Source organism: Vibrio sp. 1457 (assembly GCF_033340195.1).
GTDB classification, from domain to species: Bacteria; Pseudomonadota; Gammaproteobacteria; order Enterobacterales; family Vibrionaceae; genus Vibrio; species Vibrio alginolyticus.
Genome location: NZ_JAWOWA010000003.1, coordinates 1 through 13,418, shown reverse-complemented (window position 1 = coordinate 13,418; position 13,418 = coordinate 1). Strand labels below are relative to the sequence as shown.

At 44.3% G+C, this 13,418-nt stretch carries 9 protein-coding genes; 7 read left to right on the top strand and 2 right to left on the bottom strand.

The annotated features are described in order from the left end of the window. Positions 1-88: 88 nt before the first annotated feature. From calR to R7Z41_RS03630, 5 genes are all read left to right on the top strand, one after another. Complete coding sequence (gene calR, locus R7Z41_RS03650) at positions 89-1,048, top strand: LysR family transcriptional regulator CalR (RefSeq protein WP_005379693.1); 960 nt, start codon at positions 89-91, stop codon at positions 1,046-1,048. A 293-nt stretch (positions 1,049-1,341) separates the two neighbouring features. Next, a complete protein-coding gene (locus R7Z41_RS03645; protein ID WP_005383062.1) occupies positions 1,342-3,150 on the top strand; it encodes an AMP-dependent synthetase/ligase in 1,809 nt (602 codons plus the stop codon). Between the two features lie 449 nt (positions 3,151-3,599). Beyond that, on the top strand, positions 3,600-5,324 hold the full coding sequence (locus R7Z41_RS03640) for an acetolactate synthase 3 large subunit (RefSeq protein ID WP_005383061.1): 1,725 nt from the start codon (positions 3,600-3,602) through the stop codon (positions 5,322-5,324). Between the two features lies 1 nt (position 5,325). Then, the gene (ilvN, locus tag R7Z41_RS03635) at positions 5,326-5,820 is read left to right on the top strand and encodes an acetolactate synthase small subunit (RefSeq protein WP_005379697.1); all 495 of its coding nucleotides are present in this window, start codon (positions 5,326-5,328) and stop codon (positions 5,818-5,820) included. A 110-nt stretch (positions 5,821-5,930) separates the two neighbouring features. Next, complete coding sequence (locus R7Z41_RS03630) at positions 5,931-7,811, top strand: GGDEF domain-containing protein (RefSeq protein WP_206953635.1); 1,881 nt, start codon at positions 5,931-5,933, stop codon at positions 7,809-7,811. Positions 7,812-7,865: 54 nt separating this feature from the next. Here the strand turns inward: R7Z41_RS03630 and R7Z41_RS03625 are convergent, their stop codons facing one another. Then, entirely contained in the window at positions 7,866-8,552 is a 687-nt protein-coding gene (locus tag R7Z41_RS03625; RefSeq protein ID WP_080659233.1) for a GntR family transcriptional regulator, read from the bottom strand. A 160-nt stretch (positions 8,553-8,712) separates the two neighbouring features. Next, positions 8,713-10,125, bottom strand: coding sequence for a pyruvate kinase PykF (gene pykF, locus R7Z41_RS03620; protein WP_005392243.1), 1,413 nt, complete (start codon positions 10,123-10,125; stop codon positions 8,713-8,715). A 433-nt stretch (positions 10,126-10,558) separates the two neighbouring features. Between pykF and R7Z41_RS03615 the strand changes: the two genes are divergently transcribed. Together R7Z41_RS03615 and glmS are read left to right on the top strand one after the other, a co-directional pair. Beyond that, complete coding sequence (locus R7Z41_RS03615; protein WP_005379701.1) at positions 10,559-11,320, top strand: DeoR/GlpR family DNA-binding transcription regulator; 762 nt, start codon at positions 10,559-10,561, stop codon at positions 11,318-11,320. Between the two features lie 110 nt (positions 11,321-11,430). After that, positions 11,431-13,263: a glutamine--fructose-6-phosphate transaminase (isomerizing) gene (gene glmS / locus R7Z41_RS03610; RefSeq protein WP_225478110.1), complete on the top strand. Its 1,833-nt coding sequence runs from the start codon at positions 11,431-11,433 to the stop codon at positions 13,261-13,263. The last annotated feature ends 155 nt before the right edge of the window (positions 13,264-13,418 follow it).

The following is a 13,418-nucleotide window of genomic DNA, read 5'->3' as shown; positions in this document are numbered from 1 at the left end:
ATCCAGCCGCCGTCTTTTGTGCGAGATGGGATTCTATTCGTTATGAATTTAATGAACAAAGTTGACGATTACAAAAGAGGCGCACTCAATGTTAGAGAAGAAAGACGCGATGAGCGCAATTGCTAGCTACCGTATGGAAAGCACTTTGCGTGGTGTAGATTTAAACCTACTGACTGTATTTGATGCTGTAATGCAAGAGCAAAATATTACTCGTGCAGCACATAACCTAGGCATGTCTCAACCGGCAGTAAGTAACGCCGTGGCACGCTTAAAAGTGATGTTTAACGACGAGCTATTCATGCGCCAAGGCCGTGGTATTCAGCCTACGCAACGAGCTCGTCAACTGTTTGGCCCTATTCGCCAAGCACTGCAGCTGATTCGCAATGAACTTCCTAGCTCTGTATTCCAACCAGAATCCTCGACTCGCTTATTCAAGCTTGCGATTTGCAGCCCTTGTGACATGCGTTTTGCTCCGAAGATCATGGCAAAAGTGAATCAACAAGCACCAAACGTTCAGCTTCACCTAGATGCAGAATTTGACCGTTTGTTGTCTGAGCGTATGCGCTACCAAGAAATTGATTTCGTGATCGACTACGCTCGTTTTGATGAGCAAGGTTTCTCAAGTACTGAAATCTTCAAAGATGAATTAGTGGTTATCGCGTCAAAAACCCACCCACGCATTCAAGGTGGTGTGACGGCTGAGCAACTGCTTAACGAAAAGCATGCGAAGTTATCGAAAGTGCATGGCCAACGTAGTTTCTCAGAGCAAGCGTACCGTGAACTGGATTGCCAAGCGGCGTATGAAGGTTCTAGTTTAAGCAACCTACTATACGTGGTGGGTCAATCTGAGCTTGTGACTATTGCACCACGTTGGATGGCGGAAAATGCGGTAAACAGCGATCAACTGCAAATTCTTGATTTCCCATTTGCAAACAAAGAAATCAGCGGCTTCTTAAGCTGGCATGAATCAAGTGAAAAAGATAAAGGCCACATTTGGCTACGCGATCAACTGATGATCACTTGTGGTGAAGTCGTTGCCGCAAAATAAGATGACGTTTGGTCTTCTCGATTAGACCATATTGGTAATCATCAATTTTTACAATTCATTGGTCCCCGAGCGATTTTTGTCTCTCGGGGCTTTTTGTTTTCGTAATCAACAATCGAAACAGTAAGTTAAATAGAGTAATCATTCAGCAATTTGAGGTACGTTCGCGACGTATAAGTGATAGTTGTCTCTTATTAGTGATAAGTTTGATACTGGTCAGTTGCGTTTTAGCAAGCCGTGAGTACACTTGTTCGCTCAATTAGCTTACGCCTGTAAGCCAAAAGGTAAGTAAAAGAATGGCCAAGTTAGATTTTCATATCGTTAAACGTATTCGTGAACAAATTGCGAACGGTGGTACACGCGTTGCACTCAAGCATAAAGTGGGTGAGGAGTGGCAAGGTATTACGTGGACGCAATTTGGTCAGCAAGTTGATGCTTTATCACTTGCACTTTTGGCTCAGGGATTAGGAGTCCAAGATAAGATCGGCATTTTCTCGAACAACATGCCGCAATGGACGATCGCTGATATCGCAGCACTGCAATTACGCAGCGTGACAGTACCTATTTACCCAACCAATACTGCCGCCCAGTCGGCGTACATCATTAACAATGCAGACGTAAAAGTTCTGTTTGTTGGTGAACAGCCTCAATTTGATGCAGCAGTGAGCATTTTCGACCAGTGCGAACAGTTAGAGCTCATTGTTGCGATGTCTGATGATATAGAACTTGGCGATCATGATTTCGTTATCTCTTGGCAAGCATTTGTTGCCAAAGGCGACGCTATATATCAAGTTGAATTGGACGCGCGTTTAGATCAGGCAAAAGAAGATGATCTACTCACGCTGATCTACACCTCGGGTACAACAGGCCAGCCAAAAGGCGTTATGTTGGACTACGCAAACATTGCGGCGCAATTGGAAGGGCACGATCAGCGCTTGAGCCTTTCTCAAAGTGACGTGTCATTATGTTTCCTTCCGTTGTCACACGTATTTGAGCGCGCTTGGACCTTTTATGTATTGTACAAAGGGGCGACCAACTGCTATTTGCAAGACACCATGCAAGTACGTGATGCACTGAGCCAGGTGCGACCTACCGTGATGTGTGCCGTACCGCGTTTCTATGAGAAGATCTTCTCTGCGATTCACGAGAAAGTGTCTCGCGCGCCGATTCACCGTAAGATCATGTTTACTTGGGCAGTCAACATGGGCGCAAAAATGGCCGCTTGTCATCAAGAAAAACGTCAGCCATCGCTCTTGCTGCGTAAGTCATACGCTTTGGCGGATAAGTTGGTTCTGAGCAAACTGCGTGCGCTACTTGGCGGGCAAATCAACTTTATGCCTTGTGGCGGTGCAAAGTTGGATGAAACCATCGGTCGATTCTTCCATGCGATTGGTATCAACGTTAAGTTGGGCTACGGCATGACTGAAACCACTGCGACAGTATCGTGTTGGGATGATAAATGTTTTAACCCCGACTCTATTGGTATGTCGATGCCTGGCGCACAGGTTAAGATCGGCGAAAACAACGAGATTCTGGTTCGTGGTCCAATGGTGATGCGTGGCTATTACAAAATGCCAGAAGAGACGGAAAAGACCTTTGATGAGCACGGTTTCCTAAAAACGGGCGACGCTGGTTACATTGATGAAAATGGCAATTTGTTCATCACCGATCGTATCAAAGAGTTGATGAAAACTTCAGGTGGTAAATACATCGCTCCACAAATGATTGAAGGTGCGATTGGTAAAGACCACTTTATCGAGCAAATCGCAGTCATTGCGGATACTCGTAAGTTTGTTTCTGCGCTTATCGTGCCTTGTTATGACTCGCTAGAAGAGTACGCGAAAGAGCTGAATATCAAATATCACGATCGCGTTGAGTTGATTAAGCACCACCAGGTGGTCGAAATGCTTGAGAAGCGTGTGAACGATCTTCAAAAAGAGTTGGCAAAGTTTGAACAAGTGAAGAAGTTTAAACTGTTACCAAGAGCTTTCTCTATGGATGATGGTGAGTTAACGCCAACTCAAAAACTTCGTCGTAAAGTCATCAATGACAAATACCAAGATGAAATTGAAGAAATGTATAAGGAAAAGTCGGATAAAAAGTAACTTAAGCTGACTTAGATTTTATATTGATGAAAAAATCCCCAGTGATGTGATCGCGCATTGCTGGGGATTTTTGTTTGTATTGATTTTTTCTGTTCTGCTCGTCAAATAACGCTATTTAGCACCCTGTAGCTAAAAGCTTATGAAATAATGTTCTTTTTTTAAGCGTTAATTTTTTAGGTTGTACTGTGAAATAGGAGATGTGTGGCTGCTATTCCTACTAACATTCTAATTACTAGTATCTTGTTTAAAAAGTAGACCAATCTCTCATTAGACCCTTTGATAATAAAACGTTACATTTGTTGGGTAACCTTGCGGGATGTTATGACGAACGCAAGACATAGCCGAAAACGTGGAAGTATTTCGATTAGGCTACGAATAAGACCTAGACTATGTAAAACCAGACCAATCCGTTGACCTTACGGTGAGGAAACTGGCTAAGGAGAGCAATTATGACAGCAATGTTGTCAGGCGCAGAGATGGTGGTTCAATCTCTGATAGAAGAGCACGTAGAGCAGATCTTTGGCTACCCAGGTGGCTCTGTTTTGGATATCTACGATGCACTGCATGCCAAAACCGATCAAATCAAACACGTACTTGTAAGGCATGAGCAAGCCGCCACTCATATGGCAGATGGTTACGCTCGAGCTACCGGTAAACCGGGTGTCGTACTTGTGTGCTCGGGGCCGGGCGCGACCAATACCATTACGGGTATTGCAACAGCATATATGGACTCTATCCCAATGATCGTTATCTCGGGTAACGTACCGAATAGCCTAATTGGTAATGATGCTTTCCAAGAGTGTGACATCGTCGGTGTCTCCCGCCCAGTGGTCAAACACAGCTTTTTAGTAAAAAAAGCGGAAGATATTCCTGAAACAATCAAAAAAGCGTTTTATATTGCGACTACGGGTCGACCTGGTCCAGTTGTGATTGATTTGCCAAAAGATGTGATGAACCCGCAAATCAAACTGCCTTATCAATATCCAGAAACGCTTTCAATGCGTTCTTACAAGCCGACAACTTCGGGCCATAAAGGCCAGATTAAAAAAGCGCTTAAATCGTTATTAGAAGCGAAAAAACCAGTGCTTTATATCGGTGGTGGTGCAGTGATTTCTGGCGCCCATGAACATATTTTAGAGCTTTCCGACAAACTGAACCTACCAGTAGTGAGTACTTTGATGGGCTTGGGGGCATTCCCGGGTACACATAAAAACTCACTGGGCATGTTGGGTATGCACGGCACTTACGAAGCTAATATGGCAATGCATGAAGCGGATCTTATTTTTGGTATCGGTGTGCGTTTTGATGACCGTACAACCAACAACCTTGAAAAGTACTGCCCAAACGCAAAAGTGATGCATATTGATATCGATCCGTCATCGATCTCGAAAAACGTGAAAGTGGATTTGCCGATCGTAGGTTCTGCGGAAAAAGTGCTGACAACCATGCTCGGGCTGCTTGCAGAGCAAGGTAGTGAAAATGATCAAGATGCTATCACCGCATGGTGGGATGACATTCAAGTGTGGCGTGATCGCAACTGCTTGTCTTATGAAACGTCTCCAGAACGAATCAAGCCACAGCAAGTAATTGAAACGCTGCACAAGCTAACTAATGGCGACGCGTATGTGGCGTCTGATGTGGGCCAGCATCAGATGTTTGCGGCACTGTACTACCCATTCAATAAGCCGCGCCGTTGGATAAACTCTGGTGGTCTTGGCACCATGGGATTTGGTCTTCCGGCTGGCATGGGCGTGAAGTTTGCCATGCCACAAGAAGAGGTCGTGGTTGTGACTGGTGACGGCAGTATTCAGATGAATATTCAAGAATTGTCGACAGCCATGCAATACGACATTCCAGTGAAGATCATCAACCTGAACAACCGATTCTTAGGCATGGTAAAACAGTGGCAAGACATTATTTATCAAGGCCGTCACTCTAATTCTTACATGAGTTCTGTTCCTGATTTTGCAGCGATTGCAGAAGCTTATGGTCACGTCGGTATTCGTATCGAAACGCCTGATCAGCTCGAAGAAGGGCTACAAAAAGCGTTGGATATGAAAGATCGTCTGGTGTTTGTGGACATCAACGTAGACGAAACCGAACACGTATACCCGATGCAAATCAAAGGTGAGGGTATGGATAAAATGTGGCTAAGCAAAACGGAGAGAACTTAATATGAGACACATTATTTCATTGCTATTGGAAAACCAACCAGGTGCGTTGTCTCGTGTTGTTGGTTTGTTCTCTCAACGTGGTTACAACATTGAATCTTTGACGGTGTCACCGACTGATGATGAAACCTTGTCGCGAATGAACATTACCACGACATCTGATGAGATGCAGTTGGAACAAATTCAGAAGCAGTTACACAAATTGATCGATGTGCTGAAAGTACAAGAAGTCACCGAGTATGAGCACATTGAGCGTGAACTGATGATGGTGAAAGTGAAAGCCAGTGGTTTTGCGCGAGCAGAAGTGAAGCGGACGGCAGACATCTTCCGTGGCCAGATCGTGGATGTCACGGCTTCCCAATACACCGTACAACTTGCGGGTACGAGTGAAAAGCTAGATGCCTTCATTCAAGCGATATCCGAAGTGACCGAAGTTGTCGAAGTTGCTCGTAGTGGTGTCGTTGGCATTGCGCGAGGAGAGCGAGCCCTCAAACCTTAACTCTCTGATTGCATATAGAAAAGCCACTTAATCTAAGTGGCTTTTTTGTTTAGAAAATAACAATTAATGATATAATTGTCGTTTTAGTAAGCATGATAGGCATTAGACGTGTGAAAGTACCTAAGCGAGTCGGCACCTTATTGGCGACAGCACTATTTTTTAGTGCACTCACTGCCGCTTACTACTATCAGAAATATCTGACGTTGTTAGAAAACAATGTTGAGAACACCGCTCAAGAAGCGTTACATCAATTGGCCTATACTGGCCGTGAATACAGCAATATTCAGGATCAAATCGAAACGATCAGTGACCTACTTGGTCACAGCCAAAGTCTGTATGAATATCTGCGCCAACCTAACCGGGTGAACCGTTCCATCTTAGAAGACATGTGGATCTCGGTCGCAATCAATCAAAAGTTGTATAAGCAAATTCGCTTTCTTGATGTTTCTGGTCGAGAAAAAGTGAGGATTAATTATGAGATTGAAACAGGCGCTGCGTTGCCCGCGATCAAATTGCAAAATAAGTCAGAGCGAGATTACTTTCAATTCGCTAAGAACTTAGACGATGGCGAAATCGCTTCGTGGGGGATAGGTTTAGAACGAGAGTATGGCGAGTTAGTCTATCCCTATAGCCCGTCACTGCGTATTTTGATGCCTATTTCGCTTAACGGAAAGCGCGAAGGGTATCTTGTGCTTAATGTTGATATTGACTATTTATCCTCTCGACTCAACTATTCGTCAGTGCTTGATTTCCATATTGAGCTGATTAAGAGTGACGGATTTTACATTGATAGCCCTAAATCAGCTCGTTTGTATGGCCATATAATTCCCGCTCGCTCTCAATTTAATTTTGGCCGGATGTACCCAAACATTTGGCGTAGTTTAAATTCAAAAGATTCGGGCTATGCTTACAATGGTTCGAATTTGGTCGCGTATCGCACCATCCAGTTTGTTTCTAGCGAACCTCTTCATCTGGTTATTGATCTTACCAATGAGCAGTTATTATCCCGAGCTCAGAGGGATATTGATGACTTAATCCAAGAAGCGTTTTTTGTTCTAAGTTTGGTGCTCGGCTTCACTTTGCCGACGGCAGCCCTTGCTCTGCATTATCGGCGTCATAGTATGGAATCGAAGTTGGCTCGAGCTGCTCTTGATGGTATGACTGCGGTGATGATCTCGGATGCTTCACATAGAATCATCATGGTTAATCAAGAGTTTGAAAACATGATGGGTTACTCAACCAAGCATGCCCAAGGTTGGAGTGCACATCATTTAATTTTTCTACCTGAAGATCTCGAAGCAAACCTGAGTATCTGGAAAACACTGAAGAGTGAACACGTATGGGAAGGGGAGATTCGTTGTCGAACTAAGTTTAATCAAGTCTTTACTGCAATAATGCGTATTCAGGCGAATTTAACCAAATCAGGTAAAGTGAGTTATTACATTACGTCGCTAGTGGATATCTCTGGGCAAAAAGAGTTAGAAGAAAAATTACGAAACCTAAGCGAAAAAGATGGCTTGACGGGGTTGTGGAACCGCCGAAAATTTGAAGAGCAATTGGCGCAATATGCGGGGATTATTGAACGCTATCCTGATAGCCCTCCTGCTTGTTTGGCGTTGTTTGATATTGACCATTTTAAACGTATTAATGACGAGCTTGGCCACGACGAAGGAGACAAGGTGATTTGTAGTGTCGCAGAAACCCTCCTAGAAGAAGTCCGCAGCACAGACTTTGTATCTCGTGTCGGTGGTGAGGAATTTGCAGTGATTATGCCGCATACAACACTAGAAGAGGCTGAAATTGTATTGAACAGGCTACGTGTCGCGGTTCAAATGCGTAGTGATAGAGGCATTACTGTCAGTGCTGGGTATAGTGATTTAACCTCTGATCGTACAAGAACGTATAAATGTGCTGATATTGCTTTGTATGAGTCAAAAAGTGCAGGGCGTAACTGCGTATCGCTATGTCATAGTTATGATGATATTGCTTAGTGCTTTTACAAAAACGAAAAAACGGGGATAGACCCCCGCTTTTTAGTCTCAGCGTTATTCGCTAGCCAGTATGCGACATTGGTTGTCGATGGCGGCTTCGATACACTGTATTGACTGTCTCAAATAACGCTCTAGATAACCTAAAGCATCCTGACTCTTTTTGTCTAGCGATGCCTTCATCAGTATTTCTTGCTCATCGAGATTACAGTGCCCAGGGTTCCCTGTGCCTAAAATCTGCATCGCGAAGTATTGGTAGCGTTTAATTTGCGTGAGTAGATCGCGGAAAAAACCAAACATATTGACAGAGCCAGCACCTTCAAACAGCGCAGTAAGAAACTGATTTTGGCGCTCTTCCCATTCCCTCCAACAAAAGCTTTCGCCAGGTTTTACTCGGGATAACTTGTGATAAGCAGTTAGTACATCCAGTTCCCATTTTTCATCGCCAATCATAATTGCCTTACTGAGTAAGCATGCGGAGACCATTTGCAGGCTTTCGTACAAGTCATGTAACTCATCTTTACATACAGGTGCAACCCAGCAGCCTTTTTGCGGCTCGAGTTTGACGTATTTGCTCCAAGATAATTGCACCAATGCTTCTCGAATGGGTGACGCTCCTACGTTGTACTTCTCTTTGAGTTCGGCAACCACGAGTTTTTGACCTGGTTTAAGCTCGCCATCGAGAATATCCTGACGGATCATTCTTAATACTTTGTCGGTAAGAGTGGGACTAGACACATACACCTCATAGAAGAAACTTTAATCGTGACGATAAAATTAAACAGTACGAAATTCTGATAGAGGTGAATAATACAATTAGCCTATTATGAGAGCAAGAAAGCCATATAAAAAAGGAGGGCATAAGCCCTCCTTCTCAAGAAACTGAAGTGTTAAAAGTTCAGTCTTATAGTACGTGTACAGAAGCTGTGTTCGTAGTACCTGAAGCAACTAGAGCGCCAGAAACCATAACAACGATATCGCCTTTGTTACCTAGACCTGATTCTAGAGCAAGTTCTTTACCCGCTACGTAGAATGCGTCAGTGCTTTCGATTGAATCAACAACTACAGGAGTAACACCTTTAGTTAGAACTAGCTGTGCAGCAGTTTTCTTGTTAGTTGTTAGCGCTAGGATGTTTGCAGTTGGGAAGTACTTACGTACTGAACGTGCAGACTTACCGCCTTCAGTTGCAACAACGATAAGTGGAGCTGCTAGTTTCTCAGCTGTGTCTACAGCGCCTTTACATACTGCTTCAGTGATGCGAAGACGTGGGCTGTCTAGACGAGAACCTAGTTCAGCTTTTAGCGCTGAGTCAGTACGGTTCGCGATTTGAGCCATGATAGTTACCGCTTCAACAGGGTATTTACCTTTCGCCGTTTCACCAGAAAGCATTACTGCGTCAGTACCGTCCATTACTGCGTTAGCAACGTCGCCTGCTTCCGCACGAGTAGGACGTGGGTTGTTGATCATAGAATCAAGCATTTGAGTTGCAGTGATAACCATCTTACGTGCACGGTTACACTTCTCGATCATCATTTTCTGAGCGAAGATTACTTCTTCAGCTGGGATTTCAACACCTAGGTCACCACGAGCAACCATGATGCCGTCAGAAAGCTCTAGGATCTCGTCGAAGTTATCAACACCTTCTTGGTTTTCGATCTTAGAGATGATGTGGATGTTCTCGCCGCCGTTTGCAGCAAGTACTTCACGGATTTCTTGAACGTCAGACGCTTTACGGATGAAAGAAGCTGCTACGAAGTCAACGCCTTGCTCACAACCAAATTTTAGGTCGTTCTTATCTTTTTCAGATAGTGCAGGTAGGTTTACAGAAACGCCAGGAAGGTTAACACCTTTGTTTTCGCCTAGTGCACCGTTGTTAAGAACTTTACATTTAACTTCAGTTTCAGTCTTAGAGATAACTTCCATCTCGATTAGACCGTCGTCTACTAGGATAGTGTTACCTACGTTTAGGTCTGCTGCGAAACCAGCGTAAGTTACTGCAACTTTATCTTTGTTACCTACAACTGAAGTGTCAGTTGTGAAAGTGAATTCTTGACCTGCTACTAGATCAACATCGTTACCGCCTTCTAGCTTGATAGTGCGGATTTCTGGACCTTTAGTATCTAGAAGAATTGCTAGTGGTTTGCCAGTAGCTTCCATTACTTTACGGAAGTTCGCGATACGAGTGCCGTGTTCTTCGTAGTCACCGTGAGAGAAGTTAAGGCGCATTACGTTCATGCCTGCGTTAACTAGTTCAGTTAGCTTCTCTACAGATTCTGTTTTAGGGCCAATCGTACATACGATTTTGGTCTTTTTCATGGAAGATACTCTCCGGTAAGTATAGTTACAATTTGAAAGTCGGTTATTTGCTCTGAAGTCAGGACGTTTTTGATGACATTTAGTACCTGTCACCCACCGATTTTTCGTCTCATTATTAGAACTTCAGATTCTGAAAGTCTTTCACCAAGTTTAGTCATTTTATGACTAAAAGATCGGCGATTTTGGTTACCTTTTTGTGACTAATCCCACTTTATATGCAGAAAGTTGCAAAAAAATAGCCTTCAATTCTGTAATTTTTTTTCTTTTCGGTGGCGAATTCTACCACTGAATGAATCCAATATCACTGTTTAAGAATTGTCTTAGGACAAGGTTTTATCGAGAAATATTAATTTTTTGGATCGAAATAAATGGACTTGAAAGTTTCGGTTTGACTATAATAAGTTTCACATCGAAACTTAAAATAAAAACTTAAATGTCGAAACGAAACACTCAATTAAGAAGACACGCCATTTCTAACTTGGTTTCTGAACTAGGAGAAGTCAGCGTTGATGAACTTGCTCAGAAATTCGAAACCTCAGAGGTCACGATTAGAAAGGATTTAGCTTCTTTAGAGAAAAACGGCCAACTTCTACGCCGCTATGGCGGTGCGATTGCTATCCCAAAGGAAGTCATTCACGAAGAATTGGGCGCTAATGTTTCGACTCGAAAGTTAAGCTTAGCAAAAGCAGCAGCATCATTGATTCGCGATCATAATCGCATCGTGATCGACAGTGGCAGCACGACTGCCGCGCTGATTCAACAGTTGAATGACAAACGTGGCTTAGTGGTCATGACCAACTCGTTGCATGTTGCTAACGCCCTAAATGAATTAGAGAGCGAACCGACACTGCTGATGACTGGTGGTACTTGGGATACGCACTCAGAGTCCTTTCAAGGCAAAGTGGCCGAATCTGTATTACGAGCTTACGACTTTGACCAACTATTCATCGGTGCGGATGGCATCGATCTCGAGCGTGGAACCACGACATTTAATGAGTTGGTTGGCTTAAGTAAGGTAATGGCAGAAGCGTCACGTGAAGTGATCGTAATGATCGAGTCCGAAAAAATCGGCCGTAAGATCCCAAACTTAGAGCTCGCTTGGCATCAAGTTGATGTGTTGGTGACCGATGCAGATATCCAAGCAGAGCATAAAGTACAGATAGAACAACATGGCGTGAAAGTCATTTGCGCCTAATAATGTAATCAGTTTCATATTTTACTTCCCTCTGGATAAAGGCCTTTGCTTGCTGCCTCTATTTGAAATCATGGCTAGGGAAGAACAAAACTACAAACGGAGATAAACACATGTGTGGAATCGTAGGTGCAGTAGCACAACGAGATGTTGCAGAAATTTTGGTTGAAGGTCTACGCCGCTTAGAGTACCGCGGTTACGACTCTGCTGGCGTTGCGGTTGTTGATGGCGAATCAAACCTAACGCGCGTTCGTCGCTTGGGTAAAGTACAAGAATTGGCTGATGCAGTAGAAGAAGCAAAAGTGATCGGCGGAACTGGTATTGCGCACACTCGTTGGGCGACGCACGGTGAACCTTCTGAAATCAACGCTCACCCACACATGTCTGGTGATATCGCAGTGGTCCATAACGGCATCATCGAAAACCATGAAGAGCTGCGTGAGCTGCTTCAATCTCGTGGCTACGTGTTTGAATCGCAAACGGATACAGAAGTTATCGCACACATGGTTGAGTGGGAACTTCGTACTTCAGAAACGCTATTAGAAGCGGTACAAAAAACAGCAAAACAACTTGAAGGCGCATACGGCACCGTAGCGTTGGATCGCAAAGATCCTTCACGCATCGTAGTAGCGCGTTCAGGCAGCCCGATCGTGATCGGTTTTGGTGTAGGTGAAAACTTCCTAGCGTCTGACCAACTTGCATTACTTAACGTTACGCGCCGTTTCATGTACCTAGAAGAAGGGGACGTAGCAGAAATTACTCGCCGTGAAGTCACTGTGTTTGATGCAACGGGTGAGCCAGTTGAGCGTGAAATTGTTGAATCTAACGCAGAGCATGATGCAGGTGATAAAGGCCAATACCGTCACTTCATGCAAAAAGAAATCTATGAGCAACCTAAAGCGTTGATCAACACAATGGAAGGTCGTATCACGGCAGACTCTGTTGTGACAGACGCGATCGGTGTGCACGCGGCAGACATTCTAAGCAAAGTAGAACACGTACAAATCGTCGCGTGTGGTACGTCTTACAACGCAGGTATGACGGCACGTTACTGGTTTGAAGACATTGCTGGCGTTAGCTGTGATGTAGAAATCGCGTCTGAGTTCCGTTACCGCAAGTTTGTGACTCGTCCAAACAGCCTATTGATCACGTTGTCTCAGTCTGGTGAAACCGCTGATACCCTAGCAGCACTTCGCCTAGCAAAAGAGAAAGGTTACATGGCGGCGATGACCATTTGTAACGTAGCAGGCTCTTCTCTGGTTCGTGAATCAGATTTTGCGTTCATGACTCGCGCTGGTGTTGAAATCGGTGTGGCTTCAACCAAAGCGTTCACGACTCAACTTTCTGCACTACTTATGTTGGTAACGGCACTAGGTAAAGAGCAAGGCCGCATCAGCAAAGAGAAAGAAAAAGAGATCGTTGAAGCGCTGCATGTACTTCCTAAGCAAATCAACGCGGCACTTTCTTTCGAGAAAGAAATTGAAGCACTAGCAACGGATTTTGCAGACAAGCACCACACATTGTTCCTAGGCCGTGGCGAGTTCTACCCAATCGCGATGGAAGCGTCTCTAAAACTGAAAGAGATCTCGTACATCCACGCAGAAGCGTACGCGGCGGGTGAACTGAAACACGGTCCTCTTGCGCTGATTGATGCTGACATGCCTGTTGTTGTAGTTGCACCAAGCAACGACCTACTTGAAAAGCTAAAATCAAACGTTGAAGAAGTGCGTGCGCGTGGCGGCCTTCTATACGTATTCGCAGATGCAGACGCAGGCTTCGAAGGCGATGAGACAATGAAGATCATCACTATGCCTCACGTTAGTGAAATCACGGCGGCGATCTACTACACCATCCCAATGCAGTTGCTGTCTTACTACGTAGCACTGATCAAAGGTACGGACGTAGACCAACCACGTAACCTAGCGAAAGCGGTAACGGTTGAGTAATTACGCTTAACAGCAAAAATCCTGAGCGGCACATGCGAGAGTATGTGCCGCTTTTTTATTTAAGCCCACTTTAAGGGGGCAATGTAGATCAGATAAGGATCAGTTGACCGATCCTTCTGATGAGAGACAATCGGAAACCTGTTTATAGGTTTCCG

Bases quoted from the DNA above. Each gene is read 5' to 3' on its own strand.
- calR (WP_005379693.1), top strand. From the start codon at position 89: ATGTTAGAGAAGAAAGACGCGATGAGCGCAATTGCTAGCTACCGTATG.
- R7Z41_RS03645 (WP_005383062.1), top strand. From the start codon at position 1,342: ATGGCCAAGTTAGATTTTCATATCGTTAAACGTATTCGTGAACAAATT.
- R7Z41_RS03640 (WP_005383061.1), top strand. From the start codon at position 3,600: ATGACAGCAATGTTGTCAGGCGCAGAGATGGTGGTTCAATCTCTGATA.
- ilvN (WP_005379697.1), top strand. From the start codon at position 5,326: ATGAGACACATTATTTCATTGCTATTGGAAAACCAACCAGGTGCGTTG.
- pykF (WP_005392243.1), bottom strand. From the start codon at position 10,125: ATGAAAAAGACCAAAATCGTATGTACGATTGGCCCTAAAACAGAATCT.
- R7Z41_RS03615 (WP_005379701.1), top strand. From the start codon at position 10,559: ATGTCGAAACGAAACACTCAATTAAGAAGACACGCCATTTCTAACTTG.
- glmS (WP_225478110.1), top strand. From the start codon at position 11,431: ATGTGTGGAATCGTAGGTGCAGTAGCACAACGAGATGTTGCAGAAATT.